Source organism: Catenulispora subtropica (assembly GCF_039531675.1).
Lineage (GTDB): Bacteria > Actinomycetota > Actinomycetes > Streptomycetales > Catenulisporaceae > Catenulispora > Catenulispora subtropica.
Genome location: NZ_BAAAQM010000003.1, coordinates 184,248 through 205,281 on the forward strand (window position 1 = coordinate 184,248; position 21,034 = coordinate 205,281).

A 21,034-nucleotide genomic window follows, 5' to 3' on the forward strand; every position below is an offset into this window, starting at 1 on the left:
GGTCTGCCTGCGGCGGGCTCTCAGCGTTCGTCCGTTCCGTCGGACCGCTCTAGCGTCCCGCCAGCTCCTCGATCACCGGTGCCATGGCCTCGATGTCGTTGACCAGGAACGAGCTGATGCCGAACCGCTCGCGCAGCTCCAGGTACTTGGCGGTCAGCTCCTTCGTGCTGCCGATGAACACGTGCGGCGACTCCATCAGCTCGTCGAGGGTCAGCTCCACACCCGTCGAGGTGCGGATCTGGTCGGCGCGGTCCTGGAGCTTCGCGCGCGTCTCGGTGGTGACCATGGTGGGGCCGCCGCTGGCGTAGGTGTTGAGCTCGATCTCGGCGAAGCGGTCGCCGGCGGCTTCGCGGATCCAGCCGATCTTCTCCTCGGTGGCGGCCGCGGTGATGCTGGGGGCGTCCAGACCGGGCACGTCGCCGGGGATGATGCGGGGCGCCAGGCCGATGATCTGGGCTTCGCGGGCGGCCAGGGTCAGAAGCCGCTTACCGCCGCCGCCGAGGAACAGGGGCGGGTGGGGCCGCTGGACCGGCGCGGGGGCGGCGTCGAAGTCGGTGATGGTGTAGTGCTTGCCGGTGAAGGAGAAGGGGCCTTCGGCGAAGCAGCCCTTGAGTATGGCGATGGCCTCGGTGAGGCGCTCGATGCGGGTGCCGACCGGCTCGAAGGGGATGCCGATGGCGTCGTGTTCGGGCTTGTTCCAGCCGGCGCCGATGCCGATGTCGAGGCGGCCGCCGGACAGTCCGTCCAGGGTGGCGAGTTCCTGGGCCAGGACCGCGGGGTGGCGGAGGCAGACGTTGAGGACGAAGGTCCCCACGCGCAGGCGCTCGGTGGCCGCCGCGACGGTGGCCAGCGGGAGCAGCGGCGCCGGATACATCAGGTGGTCCGGGATCACGAAGCTGTCGCAGCCGATCGCCTCGGCGCGGCGGGCGAGCTCGGGCAGCTTGGCGAGGTCGTTGTCTTCGTCGAAGGTCGCCAGGAAGCGGAAGGGACGCATGGGGATCATCTTTCAGGATCCCCTCGGACTACGGCGGGTGGTCAGCCGCCGAGCTTGTCCCAGAAGCGGAACAGGTGGTAGCCGAAGTACTCGCCGTTGACGGGTACGTGGCCGTCGAGGATGTCGTGGGCCCAGTTGGCGATGAAGTTGCGGTCCGGACCGAGCGCGTAGAGCAGCGCGAAGACGATCAGGATGCCGTAGGGGGCGATCTGGGCGGCCATCCGGCGCCACTCGTAGCTGAGGAAGGGCTCGATGATGCCGTAGCCGTCCAGGCCGGGGATCGGGAGGAGGTTCAGTATCGCGCTCGCGACCTGGATGTAGGCGAGGAAGGTCAGGGCCGACCAGAAGGCGGCGTGGTCGGGGACGGCGGTGGTGTAGATCCAGCCCGGGCCCCAGGTGTTGAGGATGATCAGCAGGATCACGCTGAAAGCCACGTTGACCGCCGGGCCGGAGGCGGAGACCAGGGAGTCCTTCCACTTGCCGCGGAGGCGGTGGGACTCGATCGATACGGCGCCGCCGGGCAGGGGCAGGCCGCCGATCAGGAGGAAGAACAGGGGAAGGATGAAAGTCAGGACCGGGTGGCCGTAGAAGCGGGGGTCCAGGCGGAGGTAGCCCTTGTTGGCGACGGTGTGGTCGCCGCCCCAGTAGGCGGCCGCGGCGTGCATGAACTCGTGGAGGCAGAGGGAGACGAGCCAGCCGCAGAGGACGAAGATGAAGACGCCGGCACGGTCGCTGCCGAAGCCGCGGTAGAGGGCGATGCCGCTGGCGAAGCTGCCCGCTATCAGGGCCAGGAAGATGGGCGAGACGGGTCCGCCGCGCGCCTGCTGGGACCAGTCGGGGCGGTACTCGCCGGCCACCAGGCGGAGGTTGTTGCGGGCCATCTGCTTCACTCACCTCGGATATCGGCGGTAGTCGGCTGGGTACATCCGGTGACGGCTGGTCGGGGTCGTCCCGACGCGCCATCGTAAGCGCTCCACCGGACCAACGTGGCGCGACGGTCAAACGATCCCGGACCAGAATGTCGAACGATCCCGGATCAGAGCTGGCCGACCTCGGTGACGGTCACCACGGCGGTGCCGGCCTCGTCGCTGGCGGCCAGGTCCACCTCGGCGGTGATGCCCCAGTCGTGGTCGTCCTCGGGGTCGTCGAAGATCTGACGGACCAGCCAGGTGCCGGGGCGGCCCTCCGGCTTCTCGTCGATGATCAGGAGCTTGGGCCCGCGGGCGTCGGGGCCGGTGCCGAGGTCGTCGTGGGCCTCGAAGTAGTCCTCGATCGCGTAGTACCAGCGCTCGGCGTCGAAGCCGGCGGCGGAGTCGAGCTCGCCGAGGGCGTCGTACTTCTTCAGGGCGAACAGCTCGACGCGGTGGAAGAGCTCGTTGCGGACCATGACGCGGAAGGCGCGGGCGTTGGCGGTGACCGGCGGCGGACGCTCGTCGAAGTTGTGGGGGGTGATGGCGGGGGCCTCTTCGCCGGGGTTGACCAGCTCCTCCCACTCGTCCAGCAGGGAGGAGTCGACCTGGCGGACCAGCTCGCCGAGCCACTCGATGAGGTCGTTGACCTCGTCGTTGCGCATCTCCTCGGGCATGGTGTGCTTCAGCGCCTTGTAGGCGTCGGCGAGGTAGCGGAGCAGAAGGCCTTCGGAGCGGGGGAGGGTGTAGAGACTCACGTACTCCGCGAAGGTCATGGCGCGCTCGAACATGTCCCGCGCGACCGACTTCGGGGCGACCTCGTAGTCGGCGACCCAGGGAGAGCTGCGCTTGTAGACGTCGTAAGCGGCGTAGAGGAGCTCTTCCAGAGGCTTCGGGTAGGTGACCTTCTCCAGGAGCTCCATGCGCTCCTCGTACTCGATGCCGTCGGCCTTCATCTGCGCGACAGCTTCGCCGCGGGCCTTGTTCTGCTGGGCGGAGAGCACCTGGCGGGGGTTGTCGAGGGTGGACTCGATGACGGAGAGGGCGTCGAGGGCGTAGGTGGGGGAGTCCGGCTCCAGGAGCTCCAGCGTGGCCAGGGCGAACGGGGACAGCGGCTGGTTCAGGGCGAAGTCGAACTGCAGGTCGCGCGTGAGACGGACCACGCGGCCCTGCTCGTCCGGCTCGTCCAGGCGCTCGACGATGCCGGCGGCCAGCAGGGCGCGGTAGATCGCGATGGCCTTGCGGATCAGCTTGAGCTGGGACTTCCGGTCCTCGTGGTTGTCCTCCAGCAGGTGGCGCATGGCGTCGAAGGCGTCGCCGGGGCGGCTGATGACGTTCAGCAGCATGGCGTGGCTGACCTGGAAGCTGGAGGTCAGGGGCTCGGGCTCGGCCGCGATGAGGCGGTCGAAGCTGGGCTTGCCCCAGGACACGAAGCCCTCGGGGGCCTTGACCCGGACCACGCGGGAGAGCTTCTTCTTGTCCCCGCCGGCCTTGTTGACGCGCTTGGCGTTCTCGACCTCGTGCTCGGGGGCCTGCGCGACGACGTAGCCGGCGTTGTCGAACCCGGCGCGGCCGGCGCGCCCGGCGATCTGGTGGAACTCCCGGGCCTTGAGCTGGCGGGTCTTCACGCCGTCGTACTTGGTCAGGCCGGTGAACAGCACGGTGCGGATCGGCACGTTGATGCCGACGCCGAGGGTGTCGGTGCCGCAGATCACCTTCAGCAGCCCGGCCTGCGCCAGCAGCTCCACCAGCCGGCGGTACTTCGGTAGCATGCCCGCGTGGTGCACGCCGATGCCGTGCCGGACCAGGCGGGAGAGGGTCTTGCCGAAGCCCGCGGTGAAGCGGAAGTTGCCGATCATGTCGGCGATCGCGGCCTTCTCCTCCTTGGTGCAGACGTTGACGCTCATCAGCGCCTGCGCCCGCTCGATGGCCGCGGCCTGGGTGAAGTGCACGACGTAGATGGGCGCCTGATTGGTCTGAAGGAGCTCCTCAAGCGTCTCGTGCAGCGGCGTCTCGCGGTAGGAGTAGTAGAGCGGCACGGGGCGCTGTCCGGACGAGACCACCGCGGTCGCCCGGCCCGTCCGCCGGGTCAGGTCCTTCTCGAAGCGGCTGACGTCGCCCAGCGTCGCGGACATCAGGATGAACTGCGCGTTCGGCAGCTCCAGGATCGGCACCTGCCACGCCCACCCCCGGTCCGGTTCGGCGTAGAAGTGGAACTCGTCCATCACCACCTGCCCGATGTCCGCCGCCACCCCCTCCCGCAGAGCGTGGTTGGCCAGCACCTCGGCGGTACAGCAGATGATCGGCGCGTTCGGGTTCACACTCGCGTCCCCGGTCAGCATCCCCACCTTGTCGGCCCCGAACATCGCACACAGCGCGAAGAACTTCTCACTCACCAGCGCCTTGATCGGCGCGGTGTAGAACGTCCGCTGCTTCGGATCCTCGCGGTACCGCGCCAGCGCCGCGAAGTGCGCACCGGCCGCCACCAGCGACTTCCCGCTGCCGGTGGGCGTGGACAGGATCAGGTTGGACCCGCTCACCACCTCGATCAGCGCTTCCTGCTGCGCCGGATAGAGGGTGATCCCCTGCTCCCCGGCCCACTCGCTGAAGGCGTCGAAGAGGGCGTCGGGGTCGTCGGCGGTGGGGAGGCGATCGGTGAGGGTGGCCATAATGCGCTCAACTTTATGCGGTCCCGGCCGCGGCCTGCGCTGGTGATGTCGACCAGGCGCTGTTCCGTCCCGAAAGGGGCACCGCCTAAGCTGTCATTTCATGACCATGCCGGATTCGCCCGACGTCCCGAACACCCCGGCAGAGCTGCACGAACAGCGCGGCGTGGGGGATCCGGACGGCTTCCGCCGGCTGTGGACGCCGCATCGGATGGCGTACATCAAGGGGGAGAACAAGCCGACCGGGCCGGATGCCGGGCAGGATCCGTTCTGTCTGATTCCGGCGATGTCGGATGAGGAGGGGCTGGTCATCGCTCGCGGGGAGCTCGTGTACGCGGTGCTGAACCTGTATCCGTACAACGGCGGCCATCTGATGGTGGTGCCGTATCGGCATGTCGCGGACTACACCGACCTGACGCTGCCCGAGACGGCTGAGCTGGCGGAGTTCACCAAGCGGGCGATGGTGGCGGTGCGGGCGGCCGCGGGGGCGCAGGGGTTCAACATCGGGATGAACCAGGGGGATGTCGCCGGGGCGGGGATCGCCGCGCACCTGCATCAACACGTGGTGCCGAGATGGGGCGGGGACACCAACTTCATGCCGGTGGTGGGGCATACGAAGGTGTTGCCGCAGTTGCTGGGCGAGACGCGGAAGCTGCTGGCCGACGCGTGGCCCGAGTGATACTCGGTCGTTGACAAAGCCGCCCCAGGTTAGCGAAAGTTTGTGCGTGCTTTACCCTGGTGCTAGAGGGCAGCCCGCGTACGACCTGGTGGGGGCGGGATGAAGTTGGGTCCTTGCCTTGTTGTGCATTACTAGGGGGCAGTCCGACTCAGGCATCTGCAAACGGAGGGTCAATGCGTGAGTCCAGGTTTGACAAGCCGGTGCTGATCTTCGACGGCGACTGCGGGTTCTGCACGCGCTCGGTCAACGTCTTCAAGCGCCTCCCCATCGACGCCGAGGTGACCGCCTACCAGTTCGCGGATCTCGCGTTGTACGGGACAACGGAGGAGCGGGCCTCCCACGAAGTGTTGTGGGTCGACCGCTCAGGCCGGATCCACGGAGGCGCGCAAGCTGTTGCGCGCCTTTTGATTTCCGCGGGCGGCGTCTACGCGGTCGCCGGATGGCTGCTGCGCACCCCGCCGCTGCGCTGGCTCGCGGCCGGCGTCTACCGCCTCATCGCCGACAACCGGCAGAAGATGCCGGGAGGCACCGCCGCGTGCGCGCTACCGCCGGCGGCCCGCGAGAGCGGCATCGGCGCGTAGCCGGTCCGTCCGGCTCAACTGAATGCCAGTTTCACCAAGCGGAGTGCCCGGGACCGGTTCCCGGAGAAGTAGGGCTCCAGGTCGGTCACCCTGGCCAGGAGCACCTGCTCGGGACATGGATGACGCCCCGCGACGATCACGCGCGCCTGCTCGGCCGGGGTGCTGAACGCCCAGAACCCCGTCCGGTCGGCCTCGTCGCCGCGCGGGTGGACCACCGACACCGCCTCGTGCCGAGGGGCGCCGCCGTCGACGACGACCTCCACCCCCGCTTCGGACCACTGGCCGTGGTCGAGGACCTCCTGGGGATCGGTGTCGTCCAGTTCCAGGTACTTCCCCTCGGCCAGCAGCTGGTCCCGCCGCGCGAGCGTGGCCGCCGTCATCCGCACCACCGCTTCGGCGTCGGGCCGCCGCTCCGGACGCAGCTCGGTGTGCACCACCACCAGCGGCCCGGTCACGTCCACCGAGTCGCCGTAGGCCAGCGCCACCGCCGTGAGCGTCCGCAGGCCGTCGGCGCTGAAGGAGTCGACGCTCAGCGGCCCTCCGGCCGGCGCGGTGTCTGCCAGCCCGTACAGGCGAGGCCCGGAACCGGGTCTCGTGAGGCGCAGGAGCGCGTTCCCCATCACTGACGCCGGCAGGGCGGCCATCCCTACCAGCAGCTCTTGCGCTTTCGGTATCCGGGCCATGCGATCCTCCCCCGCGGATCCTTGGATCCGTCAGTCGCGCCGCGCCAGGAACTGCGTCGCGACGGCGGGATTCCCGTTCATCGTCGTCACCGGGACGTCCCGCTCCCGCAGCACTTCGAATCCTGACAGCAACCCGCGCAGCCACTCCCGCTCGTGGTGCCGGCACACCGCGCCGTCGCTGGTCTCGAACACGCCGTGCACCCCGAACCGGGTCTCGTGCTCACGGTAGCGCGCCACGTTGCGCTCGTCGTCCTGCAGGCAGTAGTCGCTGAGGTAGAGCAGCCCGCCGGGTTTGAGCACCCGCCGGATCTCGTCGAGCACGCCGCGCTGGGCCTCGTCGTCCGGGATGCAGGTGAGCACCGCGAACAGCAGGACCGCGTCCACGGAGGCGTCGTCCCGGTCCAGGCGCGGCGGTTCGGCGAGGACGGTGAACCGGGCCCCGGGGTGTTCGCGCCGGGCCCGCTCGATCAGCGCCGCCGAGATGTCGACGCCTTCGACGTCGGCGAAGCCCGCCGCGCGCAGTTCGCCGACCAGGCGCCCGTAGCCGCAGCCGTAGTCGAGGACGGCCGCCTCCGAGCCCAACGGCTCCAGCCAGGAGAGCTCCAGCGGATTCCCGAACGTCTTGGAGGGTCCGGACTCGTTCCAGTATTCGGTGCTCACAGCGCGATCTTCCCAGACGGACGAGCCCTGCGGGCGGGCAGACGCGCGGCGGGGGGCGGCCTCCGTCGGGCGCCGCCCCGGCGCCGGGCCCCTCAGTCGGCCGCCGCCGCGACGCCGAGCCCTTCAGAGGCCCCCGGAGGAGCTCAGGACCCTCAGTCCTCCTGTTCGGCCTCCGCCTTGATCTTCGTCGCCAGCTGCGGGGGCATCGGCTCGTGCCCCAGGTACGTCCGCGTGAACGTCCCCGTGCCGTGCGACAGCGACCGCAGCTCGATCGCGTAGCGCCCGATCTCCACCTCCGGCGCGTCCGCGCGGATCAGGGTCCGTCCGTTGTCGGACGGCTCCGACCCGGACACCCGGCCGCGCCGCGCCGACAGGTCGCCCATGATCGCGCCGACGTACTCGTCGGCCACCTGGATCTCCAGGCTGTCCACCGGCTCCAGCAACAGGACGCTGGTCTTGGCCGCGGCGTCCTTCAGGGCCAGCGCGCCGGCCGTCTGGAACGCCATGTCGCTGGAGTCCACCGAGTGGGCCTTGCCGTCGTACAGCGTCACCCGCAGGTCGATCACCGGGTAGCCGGCGATGACGCCGCGCTCCATCTGCGCCCGCACGCCCTTCTCCACCGACGGGATGAAGTTCCGCGGCACCGCGCCGCCGACCACCTTGTCCACGAACTCGAAGCCGCTGCCGGCCGGGAGCGGCTCGACCTCGATGTCGCAGATGGCGTACTGGCCGTGGCCGCCGGACTGCTTCACGTGCCGCCCGTGGCCCTTGGCCGCGGCACCGAACGTCTCGCGCAGCGAGATCCGGTGCGGGACGGTGTCCACCGCCACGCCGAACTTGTTCTTGAGCCGGTCCAGCACCAGGTCCATGTGGGCCTCGCCCATGCACCACAGCACCAGCTGCCGGGTCTCCGGGTTCATCTCCAGCCGCAGCGTGGCGTCCTCGGCGACCAGCCGGGACAGCGACTGCGCCAGCTTGTCCTCGTCGCTCTTGGCGTGGGCGCGGATCGCCACCGGCAGCAGCGGGTCCGGCATCAGCCACTGCTCGATCAGCATCGGGTCGTCCTTGCCGGACAGCGTGTCGCCGCTCTCGGCGTGCAGCAGCTTCGCCACCGCGACGATGTCCCCGGCGATCCCGGCGTCGATCCCGCGCTGGGTCTTGCCCAGCGGGCTGGACAGCGCGCCGACCCGCTCGTCGACGTCGTGGTCGGCGTGCCCGCGGGCCTCCTGACCGTGGCCGGAGACGTGCACCGGCAGGTCCGGGCGCAGCGTGCCGGAGAACACCCGCACGACGCTGATCCGGCCCACGTAGGGGTCCGTCGTCGTCTTGACCACCTCGGCCACCAGCGGCCCGGCCGGGTCGCAGGTCAGCGGTCCCTTCGGCTTGCCCTCCGGGGACGTCACCGGCGGCACCTCGTGCTCCAGCGGCGACGGGAAGGCCTTCGTCATCAGCTCCAGCAGCTCGATCGAGCCCAGGGCCGGCGGGACGGCGACGGCCCCCGCGACGATCGCCGAGTACGGCAGCACCGGGTAGAACGACCCGCGGGCCACCGCCTTCTCCAGGTCCTCGATCAGCACGTCGATGTCGAGGTCCTCGCCGCCCAGGTAGCGGTCCATGAGGGTCTCGTCCTCGCTCTCGGCGATGATCCCCTCGATCAGCGCGTTGCGCGCCTCCTCGATGCCCTCGACGTGCGCCTCCTCGGCGTCCCGCTCGGCGCGGTCGCCTTCGGAGTAGTCGTAGATCTTCTGCGACAGCAGGCCGATGACGCCGCCCACGTGCTCCTCGTCGTCCAGCAGCGGCAGGTACAGCGGCTGCACGCCGTCGCCGAACACCCGCTGGCAGATGGCCACCATCTCGTCGAAGTCGGCGCGCGCCGAGTCCAGCTTGGTGACCACCACGGCGCGCGGCATCCCGACCGCCGCGCACTCCTCCCACAGCAGGCGGGTCGAGCCGTCGACGCCGTCGGCGGCGGAGACCACGAACAGCGCGGCGTCCGCGGCGCGCAGCCCGGCCCGCAGGTCGCCGACGAAGTCGGCGTAGCCGGGGGCGTCCAGCAGGTTGACCTTGATCCCGTCGAACTCCACCGGGGCCAGCGCCAGCGCCACCGAGCGCTGCTGCCGCTGCTCGACCTCGTCGAAGTCGGTGACGGTGGTGCCCTCCTCGACCCGGCCGGGCCGGTTCACCGTGCCGGTGGCCGCCAGCAGCGACTCCACCAGCGTGGTCTTGCCGGCGCCGGTGTGCCCGACCAGCACCACGTTCCTGATCTGCTCGGGCCGGGAGGGCGCGGCTACCCTGCCGGCGGCCCCGGCGTGGCCGCCCTGTCCGCCTGATTTGTCCGCCATCGAGCGTGCTCCTTTTCCTTGTCAGGGCGGCTCTGCCGTTGTTCACGAGCCGAGCCGGAGCTGATCTTTTCAGACCCGGTCACGACACCGGGGCGACGGATCGATGTACCGGCTGTACAGAATTCGTTACCCGGCCGTTCCTTGCAGCCAACTCCTATATGCGAGTCAGGACAAGGGGGCGTAGTCCACTGGGCCCCCACGCATCCCTCGCCCCAGGATCCGGAGGAGCCCGTCCGGGGGACGAGTGGGGCTCACGCCAGGCGGCGCAGCGTGGTCGCGGCGATCTCTTCGGAGACCAGGGTCTCGGCCCGGTCCGGGTTCCCCTCGGAGACCGCCGCCACCAGGGCCGCGTGCGCGGCGTGCCCGAGGTTCTCGTCCGCTCGGCCCGTGGTGCGGACCAGTTCGGTCAGGCCGGCCCGCAACGCCGGGGCGAACTGTTCGAACAATGCGGTGAGCACCGGGTTGCCGGCCGCGGCGACCACCGCGGTGTGCAGGGCGATGTCGGCGTCGATGAACTCCGCGTCGGAGCGGCGCGCGGCCCGGGTCCGGCGGTCCAGGGCGGTCTCCAGCGCGGCGACGTCCGCGGGGGTGCGGCGTTCGGCGGCCAGCCGCGCGGCCCGGGTCTCGATCATCATCCGGACCTCGTAGACGTCGGCGATCGCGGCCTTGCGCAGGTGGTCGCCGAAGTCGGCCCTGGCCTCGGTGGCCAGCACGAACACCCCGGCGCCCTGCCGCGGCTGGAGCAGCCCCTCGCCGGCCAGGGCGCGGATCGCCTCGCGCACCGTGGAACGGCCCACGCCCAGGCCGGCGGCCAGCGTCGTCTCGCCGGGCAGCTTGGTGCCGACCGGCCACGCGCCGCCGGTGATCTGTTCGCGCAGCTGCTGGGCGGCCTGTTCCACCAGCGGGCTGGGCTGGATCGATCGGAGCGTCACGGTTCCCAGTTCTACCACTCCGAGGCCACCGCTCAGCAACTCAGGTGCTCAGCTTGTCTGAGGAGTTGTGCTACGGTGCCGCCATGACGCCGTTCTGGAACCCCCAACAGCCCAGCCCGATGCCCTCCCACCGCTACCGGAGCGTGTTCGAGCGCGTGGACGTGCCGCTGACCGGGCGGACGTGGCCCGGCAACCGCTTCGAGGCCGCACCGCTGTGGGTGCCGGTGGACCTGCGCGACGGCAACCAGGCGCTGGCCGAGCCCATGGACACCGCGCGCAAGACGAAGATGTTCGACCTGTTCATCCGGATGGGGTACAAGGAGATCGAGGTCGCCTATCCCTCGGCGAGCCAGACCGATTTCGACTTCGTGCGCTCGCTGGCCGCTCGCGACGACATCCCCGAGGACGTCACCGTCTCGGTGTTCACGCCGGCCCGCCCCGAGCTGATCGAGCGCACCTTCGAGTCCGTGGTGGGCTTGCCGAACGTCCTGGTGCACCTGTACACCGCGACCGCGCCCGCCTGGCGGGACCTGGTGCTGCGCGGCAGCCGGGCCGAGGTCGAGGCCCTGGTCGAGGACGCCGCCGAGCTGGTCGCCAAGCTGGCCGGGCGCCGGGCGGGCGGGGCGGGCCGGATGCGGTTCGAGTTCTCGCCCGAGGTGTTCAACCTGACCGAGCCCGACTACGTGCTCGAGGTCTGCGACCGCGTCACCGAGATCTGGGACGCCTGCGCCGACCGGCCGGTGGTGCACAACCTGCCGGCCACCGTCGAGGTCGCGACGCCGAACGTCTACGCCGACCAGATCGAGTACATGAGCCGCAACCTGGCCCGCCGCGAGCACGTCATCTTGTCCGTCCATCCGCACAACGACCGCGGCACCGGCGTGGCGTGCGCGGAGCTGGCGGTCCTGGCCGGGGCGCAGCGTGTCGAGGGCTGTCTGTTCGGCAACGGTGAACGGACCGGCAACGTCGACCTGGTCACGCTGGCGCTGAACCTGCACGCGCAGGGCGTCGACCCGATGGTCGACTTCTCGGACATCGACGCCGTCAAGTCCGTGGTCGAGGAGTGCAACCGCATCGAGGTCCACCCCCGCCACCCCTACGGCGGCGAGTTGGTCTACACGGCCTTCTCCGGGACGCATCAGGACGCCATCAGCAAGGGGATGGCGCACCACGAGGCCCGGGCCGCCGAGCTGGGCGTCGCGGCGTCGGCGGCGCCCTGGGACGTGCCCTACCTGCCGATCGACCCGGCGGACGTCGGGCGCAGCTACGAGGGCGTGATCCGGGTCAACAGCCAGTCCGGCAAGGGCGGGATGGCCTATCTGCTGCGCACCCACTACGGGGTCGACTTGCCGAAGGACTTCCAGCCGGTTTTCTCGAAGGTCGTGCAGCGCGCCACCGACGAGCACGGCCGCGAGATGGAGCCGAAGGATCTGTGGGAGCTGTTCCGGGCGACCTATCTGGCGCCGGGGGAGGACGGCGCCTGGACCCTGGCCGAGTCCGGTTTCGAGGAGACCGCGCCCGGCGAGCACCATGCCACGGTGGTCCTGAACCGGACCGACGGCTCCGACGTCCGCGTCGCCGGCTCGGGGAACGGGCCGCTGTCCGCGCTGACCGCCGCACTGGCCGAGGCGGGGATCCGGATCGAGGTCCTGGATTACACCCAGCAGGCGCTGAAAGCAGGCGTCGACAGCGCCGCCGTCTGCTACCTCCGCTGTCGCGTCGAGGGCCGTGAGGTGTGGGGCGTCGGCCTGGACACCTCGGTGCTGACCGCGACGGTGCGGGCGGCGATGTCGGCCGTGAACCAGCGGTGAATCCGGCGGTTCCGGGGCAGCCCCCTATGATGGCCTCGCGGTCGGCTGGCCGCTGAACCACCTGCCCCACCGACCCCACGCCCAAACGCCTTCGTCAGGACGGTCATGCTCAACCGCTACGCGCGAGCCTTCTTCACCGCCATCTTCAGAGGTCCCGCGCTGTTCTTCCTGAAGCTGAAGATCAGCCCGGACGCGGTGACGCTGGTCGGCACGCTGGGCGTGATCGCCGGCGCGTTGTGCTTCTTCCCGCGCGGGTCGTTCTTCGTCGGCACGCTGGTCATCACCGCGTTCGTGTTCTCCGACCTGGTCGACGGGATCATGGCCCGGGAGCTGAAGCGCACCGACAAGTTCGGGGCGTTCTGGGACTCCACCCTGGACCGGCTCGGCGACGCCGCGATCTTCGGCGGCCTGGCGTACTGGTTCGCGCGCGGCGGGGACCAGCCGGTGCTGTTCGTGGTCTGCATGGTCTGCATGGCGCTGGGGTCCGTCGTGTCCTACGCGCGGGCCCGGGCCGAGGGCCTCGGGGTGAAGAAGAACGTCGGCATCGTCGAGCGCGGCGAGCGGGTGGTCGGCGCGCTGGTCGCCACCGGGCTCGACGGGCTCGGCGTACCGTACATCCAGGCGATCACGCTGTGGGCGATCGCCATCGGATCGTTCGTCACGCTGGTGCAGCGGGTCTGGATGGTCCGCGGGGTCCTGCTGAAGGGGGAGGCGGCCGAGTGAGCACGAAGGACCGGGTCGTCGAGTGGGGGTACGGGGCGGCCTGGTCCGCCGTGAAGCTGTTGCCGGAACGCGCGGCGTACCGGCTCTTCGACTTCATCGCCGACCGGCTCTGGGCCCGGCGTACCGGCCAGGTGCGGCAGCTGGAGAAGAACCTGCTGCGGGTGCTCGGCAAGGACACGCCCGAGAAGGAGCTGCGCGAGGCCTCGCACCTGGCCATGCGTTCGGCGCTGCGCCAGTACTGCGAGCAGTTCCGCGCCCCGGTGTGGAGCCGCGAGCGGGTCACCGACAGCGTCGACTTCCCCGCCGACGACATAGAGATCCTCAAGGCGGCCATGGCCTCCGGGCGCGGGACGATCCTGGCCCTGGGCCACACCGGGAACTACGACCACGCGGGCATGTGGCTCATAAACTTCACCGGCGAGGGCTTCACCACGGTCGCCGAGCACCTCAAGCCGGAGGCGGTGGGCGAGAAGTTCCTCGACTACCGGCGGGGCCTGGGCATGGAGGTGCTGCCGCACGACGCCGGCCCCACGGTCTTCGGCACGCTCGCGCGGCGGTTGCGGGCCGGCAAGATCGTCGCCCTGGTGGCCGACCGGGACCTGAGCGCCAACGGTGCGGAGGTCCAGATGTTCGGTGAGGCGACGCGGATCGCGGCCGGCCCGGCGGCGCTGGCGGTGCAGACCGGCGCGGTGCTGCTGCCTGTCCAGCTCTGGTACCCGTCCTCCGCGAAGATGTCGATAAGGGTGCTGCCGGAGATCCCGGTCCCGGCCGAGGGCACGCGGCAGCAGAAGATCGCCGCGATGAGCCAGCAGCTCGCCGACGCCTACGCGGCCGGCATCGCGGCGCACCCGACGGACTGGCACATGCTGCAGAAGTTCTTCCTCGCCGACCTGGATCCGGCGAAGGCGCCGAAGCCGAGGCCGGCCGACACCGTGGAGGCGTCGTGAAGATCGGGGTGGTCTGCCCCTACGCGTGGGACATCCCCGGCGGCGTGCAGAACCACGTCCGCGACCTGGCCGAGCACCTGATCCGGCTGGGGCACGAGGTGTCGGTGCTGGCGCCGGCCGACGACGAGGCCGCGCTGCCGCCGTACGTCACGCACGCCGGGCGCGCCGTGCCGGTGCCGTACAACGGCTCGGTGGCGCGGGTGAACTTCGGGTTCCTGTCCGCCGCGCGGGTGCGGCGCTGGCTGCACGACGGCGAGTTCGACGTGCTGCACGTCCACGAGCCCAGCTCGCCGAGCCTGTCGATACTGGCCTGCTGGGTCAGCTCCGGACCGATAGTGGCCACCTTCCACACCGCCAACCCGCGCTCGCGGGCGATGACCGTCGCTTACCCGATCCTGCAGCCGACGCTGGAGAAGATCAGCGCCCGCATCGCGGTGTCCGAGTACGCGCGGCGCACGCTGGTGGAGCACCTCGGAGGCGACGCCGTGGTGATCCCGAACGGCGTCGATGTCGAGTTCTACGAGCGGGCCGAGCCCAAGCCGGAGTGGCAGACCCAGCCCGGTGCGGGTGGAACGCTGGCGTTCATCGGGCGCATCAACGAGTCCCGCAAGGGGCTGGCCACGCTGCTGGAGGCGTTCCCGGAGATCGCGGCGGCCCGGCCCGGCGTGCGGCTGCTGGTGCTCGGCGGCGGGGACATCGAGGAGGCGGCGGCGTTCCTGCCGGAGAACGTGCGCGGTCAGGTGGAGTTCCTGGGCCGGCTCTCCGACGAGGACAAGGCGCGGCTGCTGTCCAGCGTGGACGTGTACGTGGCGCCCAACCTCGGCGGCGAGAGCTTCGGCATCATCCTGGTCGAGGCGATGTCCGCGGGCGCGCCGGTGCTGGCCAGCGACCTGGACGCGTTCGGGCTGGTGCTGGAGGGCGGCCAGGTCGGCCGGCTGTTCCCGACCGGGGACGCGCACGCGCTGGCCGAGGACGCGATCGAGCTGCTGGAGAACCCGGTGGAGCGGGCACGGCTGGCCGAGGCCGCGTCGCTGGCGGTGCGCCGGTACGACTGGTCCGTGGTGGCCGCCGACCTGCTCGCGGTCTACGAGATGGTGACCACCGACCCGCTGGCGGCGGCGCCCGCGCAGAACATCGAGGCACTGGCGGCGGGGGAGCCGTTCGAACCCTGATCCCGGTTGATCGGGAACCCGGGCGCTTTGTAAGCTGACGGCACTCCGTACGGGAGCTCCCGAAGATGAACGCCGCAGAAAGGGAGCCCTGCGCCTCGGATCAGGCCGAGGTCCCGGAGGGGGCGGCACCGTCATGTGTCGCGCCCTTTTGGAGGTATCCCATGAAGGTCGGAATCGGCCTGCCCGTCAGCGACCCCGCCGTGCTGCTCGACTGGGCCCGGCGTGCGGACGCCGGACCGTTCAGCACCCTCGGCCTGCTGGACCGGCTCGTCTACGACAACCCCGAACCCCTCGTCGCCCTGGCCGCCGTCGCGGGCGCCACCAGCCGCATCCGGGTGCAGACCGAGGTGCTGCTGGCGCCGCTGCGCGAGCCCGCACTGCTGGCGAAGCAGGCGGCGACGCTCGACCGGATCAGCGGCGGGCGGTTCGTGCTGGGGCTGGGCGTCGGCGGCCGGGAGGACGACCACGAGGTCGCCGGCGTCGACCTGCGGACGCGGGGCCGCCGCCTGGACGAGCAGATGGCCGTCATGCGGCGGATCTGGGCCGGCGAGGACTGGAGCGGGACGGCGGGCCCGGTCGGCCCGGCACCGCACCGGCCTGGCGGCCCCGAGGTGCTGTTCGGCGCGTTCCAGCCCGCCGCGCTGGCCCGCGTCGCCCGGTTCGGGGACGGGTTCCTGGCCGCCGCGCCGCCGTCGTGGGCCGGTGGGCTGATCGAGACGGTGCGCGGGTCCTGGGCTGAGGCCGGGCGTACCGGCGAGCCGCGGATCGTCGCGCAGGCCAACGCGGCGCTCGGCCCGGACGACGTCGTCGACGACGCGCGGACGGCGATGGGGGACTACTACCGGTTCACCGGAGGCCGGGCGGACCAGATGGTCGCCGGAATGCTCACCAGCGGAGAGCGGATCCGGCAGACCGTCAGGCAGTACGAGGACCTCGGCGTCGACGAGGTGATGCTCTACTGCTACGGACGTGATCCGGAGCAGGTCGAGCGGCTCGCCGACGCCCTCTGACCAATGTTCTGACCAGCGCTCGGCTCAGTCCTCGTCATCCGCCAGGAGCCAGCCGATCCGCAGTTCCTCGGCCCCGGCGCGGAAGATCTTCATCAGGTCTGCGCGCTCGGGGTCGTCCTCGGGGAGGTGTAGGCCAGTGCGGCCTGGGCCGCCAGGACCTGCGGCCGGATGCCGGCGGCGCCACGCAGGTGCAGCGAGCGGCGGAACATCCCGATCCGCTTGTCGGCGTCCTCCTCACGCTGCGCCGTGTGCCGGATGACGATGGACTCCAGGAGGCCGTCGCCGGTGGCGAGCGCGATGGCGAGGGCTGAGTCGTAGAGCGGGGCGGCGGTGGCGAAGTCGTCGTCGATGTTGTCGTGCAACACGGCCCAGTGGAATTCGATCCACCCGCGCTCCGTCTCGCTCCGCGCGGCCGCGGCGGCGGCCCGGTAGGAGGCCTCGGAGACCTCGCGGTCGTCGGGGCGGGGGTCGCGCCGGAAGAGCAACCGGCTGTAGGCCATGCGCGCGTTCAGCAGATGGGCGATCGGCGAGTCCTGATCCACCGCGGCGACGGCCTTCTCCGCGTCGTCGTGCCCCTCCATCCGGAAGAACCAGCGTTCCACGGCTATGTCGGCCCGCACTTCGGGGTCGGCGTCCGGTCCCAGCGCGTCCAGCGCGGCGTCCCACTCCCCGAGCTGCTGCAACCGCCGGGCTATGTAGGTGTTGTCAGCTACCATGGGACCTACAGTAGGAAGCGGCGATGTAGGCGGTCAAGTGCAATACGGTGACTACATAGGGAACGTGATCCGCCTGGCGGTCGAGCTGGCCAACACCGGCACCCTCGACCCCTCGGGCGACCTGGTCGGCGCCTTCTTCGAAGAACACGAGGTCACGCCGCCCCCGGACGGCTCCTACGGCGACCTGCCCGACCTGGTGGGCGCCGCACTGGCCCAGCTGGTCGACGGCGAACCCCCCGAGGCCGTCCACCGGCTCCTGCGCGACTACCCACCGGAGATGCACCTCTCCGACCACGACGGCCTCGGCGGCTGGCACATCCACTTCAGCCGCAACGGCACCGAACCCCGCCGCTGGGCCGGCCAGCTCATCGCGGCCAAACTTGCCCTGGTGACCGCCGGCGACCCGTCCGTGACCCTCGGCCGCTGCGCCGCCGCGGGCTGCGGCAACTACTTCGTCGACCAGTCCCGCAACCGCACCCGGCGGTTCTGCTCCAACGCCTGCGCGAGCCGGACGACGGTGGCGGCGTATCGGGCGCGAGCGGCGAAGGAGTGAGTGGTCAGACTGCCTGCGGGCTGGTCCACTCGAAGCCGCCGCCGCCCGCCCGCTGACAGCCCGCCGCCTTGACCCCCGCGGGCCCACTAGGCTCACCAACCATGTCCATCCTCGTCTACGCCGCCGCGGTCGTCGTCCTCATCGGCGTCTACCTCAGCTGGACCGCCAACCGGCTCGACCGGCTGCACACGCGGCGCGATGCGGCGTGGGCCGCGTTGGACGCGCAGCTGGTGCGGCGGGCTTCGGTGTCGTTGGACCTGGCGGCGTCGCGGCTGCTGGATCCGGCGGCGTCGATCCTGCTCGATGACGCCGCGCACACGGCGCGGGAGGCGGCGGCGGAGTCGCGGGACCTGGCGGAGACCAATCTGACGCGGGTGCTGCGGGACGTCTTCGAGGATCCGAAGGAGAGTCTCGCGCTCAAGGAGCGGCCCGGGGGCGGGGCGCTGCTGACCGAGTTGGACTCGTCGTGGCGGCGGGTGCAGCTGGCGCGGCACTTCTACAACGACGCCGTGCGGGTCACGTGGGTGCTGCGGCGGCAGCGGCTGGTGCGGTGGTTCCGGCTCGCCGGGCACGCGCCGTTCCCGCAGACGTTCGAGATGGACGACGAGGAACCCGTGGGCCTGCGGGGTGTGGCCGCCGGGTAGCGGTACAGTGTGGCGACCGCGGTAAGTGTAAGGACCGTCACAGAGCTGCGGTTCTGACGGACCCCATCAGGCGCAAGTCGCCTCATCGTCCACTCCTACCCGCTGACCTGGCCACATTGTCAGGTGGATCACACTTGCGCGCCCTCTAGGATGGTGCCTCGGGAGCAGTCCGCTCATCCGACAAACCCTTCCCTTGTGAGGTCACCCGTGTCCGCGAACGAGAACAGCGCGCAGGCGCAGGCTTTTGAGCAGCCGCAGATCGGTACCGCCCGGGTCAAGCGCGGCATGGCCGAGATGCTCAAGGGCGGCGTGATCATGGACGTCGTCAACGCCGAGCAGGCGAAGATCGCCGAGGACGCCGGCGCGGTGGCGGTCATGGCGCTGGAGCGGGTCCCCGCCGACATCCGCAAGGACGGCGGCGTGGCGCGGATGAGCGACCCGGACATGATCGACGGGATCATCGAGGCGGTTTCCATCCCGGTCATGGCCAAGGCCCGGATCGGCCACTTCGTCGAGGCCCAGGTGCTGCAGGCGCTCGGGGTGGACTACATCGACGAGTCCGAGGTGCTGACCCCGGCCGACGAGACGCACCACATCGACAAGTGGGCGTTCACCGTCCCCTTCGTCTGCGGCGCGACCAACCTCGGCGAGGCGCTGCGCCGGATCGCCGAGGGCGCGGCGATGATCCGCTCCAAGGGCGAGGCCGGCACCGGCAACGTCGTCGAGGCCACCCGGCACATGCGCCAGCTGCGCGCGGACATCCGCAAGCTCACCACGCTGGACGAGTCCGAGCTGTTCCTGGCCGCCAAGAACCACCAGGCGCCCTACGAACTGGTCAAGGAGATCGCGACCACCGGCAAGCTGCCGGTCGTGCTGTTCACCGCCGGCGGCATCGCCACCCCGGCCGATGCCGCGATGATGATGCAGCTCGGCGCCGAGGGCGTGTTCGTCGGCTCCGGCATCTTCAAGTCCGGCGACCCGGAGAAGCGCGCCAAGGCGATCGTCGAGGCCACCACCCACTTCGACGACGCGGACCTGATCGCCAAGGTCTCCCGCAACCTCGGCGAGGCGATCGTGGGGATCAACCTCGACACCCTGCCGGCCGAGCAGCGCTATGCGTCCCGCGGCTGGTAAGGCGCCGGGGACCACATGAGCGACAAGACGATCGGCGTGCTCGGGCTGCAGGGCGACTTCCGTGAGCACGCCGCGTCCCTGAAGGCGATCGGCCAGAACCCGGTCCTCGTCCGCCGCCCGCACGAGCTGGAGCAGGTCGACGCCCTCGTCATCCCGGGCGGGGAGTCCACCGCGATGTGGAAGCTCGCCACCACCGCCGAGATGTTCGAGCCGGTGCGCAAGCGGGTCGCGGACGGGATGCCGGTCTTCGGCACCTGCGCCGGGATGATCATGATGGCCGACCGGATCGTGGACGCCGCGGCGGGCCAGCAGACGTTCGGCGGCCTGCCGATCACCGTGCGCCGCAACGCCTTCGGCCGCCAGACCGAGTCGTTCGAGGAGCCGATCGCCTTCGACGGCGTCGGCGAACTGACCGGCGTGTTCATCCGCGCGCCCTGGGTCGAGAGCGTCGAGGAGGGTGTCGAGGTCCTGGCTCGCGTCACGAGCGGCCCCGCCACCGGTAGGATCGTCGCGGTCCGGCAGGGCAACCTGCTGGCGACGTCCTTCCATCCGGAGCTGACCACGGACCACCGGGTGCACGAATACTTCGTGGATCTCGTCCGCGCAGCCTGAATGAATTTTCGTAGTTAGGGAGCAGGGGTAATGTCCGGCCACTCCAAATGGGCGACCACCAAGCACAAGAAGGCGGTCATCGACGCCAAGCGCGGCAAGCTGTTCGCCCGGCTGATCAAGAACATCGAAGTCGCGGCCAAGACCGGCGGCGGAGATGTGACAGGCAACCCCACGCTCTTCGACGCGGTGCAGAAGGCGAAGAAGAACTCGGTCCCGGCCGACAACATCGACCGCGCGATCAAGCGCGGCTCCGGGGCCGAGGCGGGCGGCGCCGACTGGCAGACCATCATGTACGAGGGCTACGGCCCGAACGGCGTGGCGGTCCTGATCGAGTGCCTCACCGACAACCGCAACCGTGCCGCCTCCGAGGTGCGGGTGGCCATGACCCGCAACGGCGGCTCGATGGCCGACCCGGGCTCGGTGTCCTACCTGTTCACCCGCAAGGGCGTCGTCATCGTCCCCAAGGCCGGGGAGCTGAAGGAGGACGACATCCTGCTGGCCGTGCTGGAGGCCGGCGCCGAGGAGGTCAACGACCTCGGCGAGGCCTTCGAGGTGGTCAGCGAGGCCGGCGACCTGATCCCGGTGCGCACCGCGCTGCAGGGCGCCGGCATCGACTACGAGTCGGCCGAGTCCTCCTTCCTGCCCTCGGTGCAGGTGCCGCTGGACGAGGACGGCGCGCGCAAGGTGTTCCGGCTCATCGAGGCCCTGGAGGACAGCGACGACGTGCAGAACGTCTACGCCAACTTCGACGTCTCGGACGAGGTCATGGAGAAGATCGACGCGTAATCGCGCGTTCGGCGCGAGTTCTTCCGGTATAAGGGTTCGAACCTGTCACACAGGTTCGAACCCTTATATGGTTTCCGGCATGGAAATCGTCGAGCACAGCCCGACCGACGGCATATACGCCCCGGTGGGCGGTGAGTACGCGCACGCCGCCGAAGTGCGCAATCCCACTCGTTTCCTTTACACCTCCGGCACCATGGGCCTGGATCCCGAGGGCGTCGCGGGCCAGGACATCAAGGCCCAGATCGGCCTGGTCTGGGACAACCTGCGGCGGCTGCTGGAAGCCGCCGACATGACCGTGGACAACGTGGTCCGGGTCGTGCAGTACATCCGGGACGTGGAGTACGACGAGCCGGTCTCCCGAGCCCGGGTGGACGCGCTCGGCGGCCGCCTGGTGCCGACGATCATGATGTGCGCGCAGACGCTGGTGCCGGAATGGCTGGTGGAAGTGGAGATCATCGCCGCCGCGTGAACTCCGTCAGTG

General features: G+C 70.4%; 21 protein-coding genes. 13 read left to right on the forward strand and 8 right to left on the reverse strand.

The annotated features are described in order from the left end of the window. Positions 1 to 49 precede the first annotated feature (49 nt). The 3 genes from ABD466_RS04535 to ABD466_RS04545 all read right to left on the reverse strand — a co-directional run bounded on the left by ABD466_RS04535 (position 50) and on the right by ABD466_RS04545 (position 4,571). Positions 50 to 994, reverse strand: coding sequence for a TIGR03621 family F420-dependent LLM class oxidoreductase (locus ABD466_RS04535; RefSeq protein ID WP_344655635.1), 945 nt, complete (start codon positions 992 to 994; stop codon positions 50 to 52). Positions 995 to 1,035: 41 nt separating this feature from the next. Next, entirely contained in the window at positions 1,036 to 1,875 is an 840-nt protein-coding gene (locus ABD466_RS04540; protein ID WP_344655749.1) for a site-2 protease family protein, read from the reverse strand. 155 nt (positions 1,876 to 2,030) lie between these two features. Continuing rightward, positions 2,031 to 4,571 (reverse strand): DEAD/DEAH box helicase, encoded by a 2,541-nt coding sequence (locus ABD466_RS04545; protein ID WP_344655636.1) that lies wholly within the window; start codon positions 4,569 to 4,571, stop codon positions 2,031 to 2,033. A gap of 100 nt (positions 4,572 to 4,671) precedes the next feature. On the opposite strand from ABD466_RS04545, the gene ABD466_RS04550 reads away from it, so the two are divergent. Beyond that, the gene (locus tag ABD466_RS04550; RefSeq protein ID WP_344655637.1) at positions 4,672 to 5,247 is read left to right on the forward strand and encodes an HIT family protein; all 576 of its coding nucleotides are present in this window, start codon (positions 4,672 to 4,674) and stop codon (positions 5,245 to 5,247) included. Positions 5,248 to 5,420: 173 nt separating this feature from the next. After that, positions 5,421 to 5,828, forward strand: coding sequence for a thiol-disulfide oxidoreductase DCC family protein (locus tag ABD466_RS04555; RefSeq protein ID WP_344655638.1), 408 nt, complete (start codon positions 5,421 to 5,423; stop codon positions 5,826 to 5,828). 14 nt (positions 5,829 to 5,842) lie between these two features. Here ABD466_RS04555 and ABD466_RS04560 read toward each other — a convergent pair whose 3' ends face one another. The 4 genes from ABD466_RS04560 to ABD466_RS04575 all read right to left on the reverse strand — a co-directional run bounded on the left by ABD466_RS04560 (position 5,843) and on the right by ABD466_RS04575 (position 10,445). Next, complete coding sequence (locus ABD466_RS04560; protein ID WP_344655639.1) at positions 5,843 to 6,511, reverse strand: hypothetical protein; 669 nt, start codon at positions 6,509 to 6,511, stop codon at positions 5,843 to 5,845. A gap of 30 nt (positions 6,512 to 6,541) precedes the next feature. Next, entirely contained in the window at positions 6,542 to 7,171 is a 630-nt protein-coding gene (locus ABD466_RS04565; protein WP_344655640.1) for a class I SAM-dependent methyltransferase, read from the reverse strand. Between the two features lie 152 nt (positions 7,172 to 7,323). Beyond that, positions 7,324 to 9,513 carry an elongation factor G-like protein EF-G2 gene (locus ABD466_RS04570; RefSeq protein ID WP_344655641.1) on the reverse strand — a complete coding sequence of 730 codons (2,190 nt, stop codon included), beginning with the start codon at positions 9,511 to 9,513 and terminating at the stop codon, positions 7,324 to 7,326. A gap of 251 nt (positions 9,514 to 9,764) precedes the next feature. Next, the gene (locus ABD466_RS04575) at positions 9,765 to 10,445 is read right to left on the reverse strand and encodes a FadR/GntR family transcriptional regulator (protein WP_344655642.1); all 681 of its coding nucleotides are present in this window, start codon (positions 10,443 to 10,445) and stop codon (positions 9,765 to 9,767) included. Positions 10,446 to 10,564: 119 nt separating this feature from the next. On the opposite strand from ABD466_RS04575, the gene leuA reads away from it, so the two are divergent. From leuA to ABD466_RS04600, 5 genes are all read left to right on the forward strand, one after another. Next, positions 10,565 to 12,256: a 2-isopropylmalate synthase gene (gene leuA, locus ABD466_RS04580; RefSeq protein ID WP_344655750.1), complete on the forward strand. Its 1,692-nt coding sequence runs from the start codon at positions 10,565 to 10,567 to the stop codon at positions 12,254 to 12,256. A 105-nt stretch (positions 12,257 to 12,361) separates the two neighbouring features. After that, positions 12,362 to 12,979 carry a phosphatidylinositol phosphate synthase gene (gene pgsA, locus ABD466_RS04585; protein WP_344655643.1) on the forward strand — a complete coding sequence of 206 codons (618 nt, stop codon included), beginning with the start codon at positions 12,362 to 12,364 and terminating at the stop codon, positions 12,977 to 12,979. Continuing rightward, on the forward strand, positions 12,976 to 13,926 hold the full coding sequence (locus tag ABD466_RS04590) for a phosphatidylinositol mannoside acyltransferase (protein WP_344655644.1): 951 nt from the start codon (positions 12,976 to 12,978) through the stop codon (positions 13,924 to 13,926). The genes pgsA and ABD466_RS04590 overlap by 4 nt, the downstream gene beginning before the upstream one ends. Further along, the gene (locus ABD466_RS04595; protein WP_344655645.1) at positions 13,923 to 15,098 is read left to right on the forward strand and encodes a glycosyltransferase family 4 protein; all 1,176 of its coding nucleotides are present in this window, start codon (positions 13,923 to 13,925) and stop codon (positions 15,096 to 15,098) included. Before ABD466_RS04590 ends, ABD466_RS04595 begins: the two co-directional genes overlap by 4 nt. A 161-nt stretch (positions 15,099 to 15,259) precedes the next feature. Further along, positions 15,260 to 16,108, forward strand: coding sequence for an LLM class flavin-dependent oxidoreductase (locus ABD466_RS04600; protein ID WP_344655646.1), 849 nt, complete (start codon positions 15,260 to 15,262; stop codon positions 16,106 to 16,108). Between the two features lie 92 nt (positions 16,109 to 16,200). On the opposite strand, the gene ABD466_RS04605 is transcribed toward ABD466_RS04600, so the two are convergent. Beyond that, complete coding sequence (locus tag ABD466_RS04605; protein ID WP_344655647.1) at positions 16,201 to 16,824, reverse strand: hypothetical protein; 624 nt, start codon at positions 16,822 to 16,824, stop codon at positions 16,201 to 16,203. 37 nt (positions 16,825 to 16,861) lie between these two features. Here ABD466_RS04605 and ABD466_RS04610 point away from each other — a divergent pair, with 37 nt between their 5' ends. The 6 genes from ABD466_RS04610 to ABD466_RS04635 all read left to right on the forward strand — a co-directional run bounded on the left by ABD466_RS04610 (position 16,862) and on the right by ABD466_RS04635 (position 21,022). Beyond that, positions 16,862 to 17,377 (forward strand): CGNR zinc finger domain-containing protein, encoded by a 516-nt coding sequence (locus ABD466_RS04610; RefSeq protein WP_344655648.1) that lies wholly within the window; start codon positions 16,862 to 16,864, stop codon positions 17,375 to 17,377. A 101-nt stretch (positions 17,378 to 17,478) separates the two neighbouring features. Continuing rightward, positions 17,479 to 18,021 carry a LemA family protein gene (locus tag ABD466_RS04615; RefSeq protein WP_344655649.1) on the forward strand — a complete coding sequence of 181 codons (543 nt, stop codon included), beginning with the start codon at positions 17,479 to 17,481 and terminating at the stop codon, positions 18,019 to 18,021. A 207-nt stretch (positions 18,022 to 18,228) separates the two neighbouring features. Beyond that, positions 18,229 to 19,155 (forward strand): pyridoxal 5'-phosphate synthase lyase subunit PdxS, encoded by a 927-nt coding sequence (gene pdxS, locus ABD466_RS04620; protein ID WP_344655650.1) that lies wholly within the window; start codon positions 18,229 to 18,231, stop codon positions 19,153 to 19,155. A gap of 15 nt (positions 19,156 to 19,170) precedes the next feature. Beyond that, positions 19,171 to 19,767 carry a pyridoxal 5'-phosphate synthase glutaminase subunit PdxT gene (gene pdxT / locus ABD466_RS04625; protein WP_344655651.1) on the forward strand — a complete coding sequence of 199 codons (597 nt, stop codon included), beginning with the start codon at positions 19,171 to 19,173 and terminating at the stop codon, positions 19,765 to 19,767. Between the two features lie 30 nt (positions 19,768 to 19,797). Beyond that, positions 19,798 to 20,553 carry a YebC/PmpR family DNA-binding transcriptional regulator gene (locus tag ABD466_RS04630; RefSeq protein ID WP_344655652.1) on the forward strand — a complete coding sequence of 252 codons (756 nt, stop codon included), beginning with the start codon at positions 19,798 to 19,800 and terminating at the stop codon, positions 20,551 to 20,553. A 79-nt stretch (positions 20,554 to 20,632) separates the two neighbouring features. After that, complete coding sequence (locus ABD466_RS04635; RefSeq protein WP_344655653.1) at positions 20,633 to 21,022, forward strand: RidA family protein; 390 nt, start codon at positions 20,633 to 20,635, stop codon at positions 21,020 to 21,022. Positions 21,023 to 21,034: the final 12 nt, after the last annotated feature.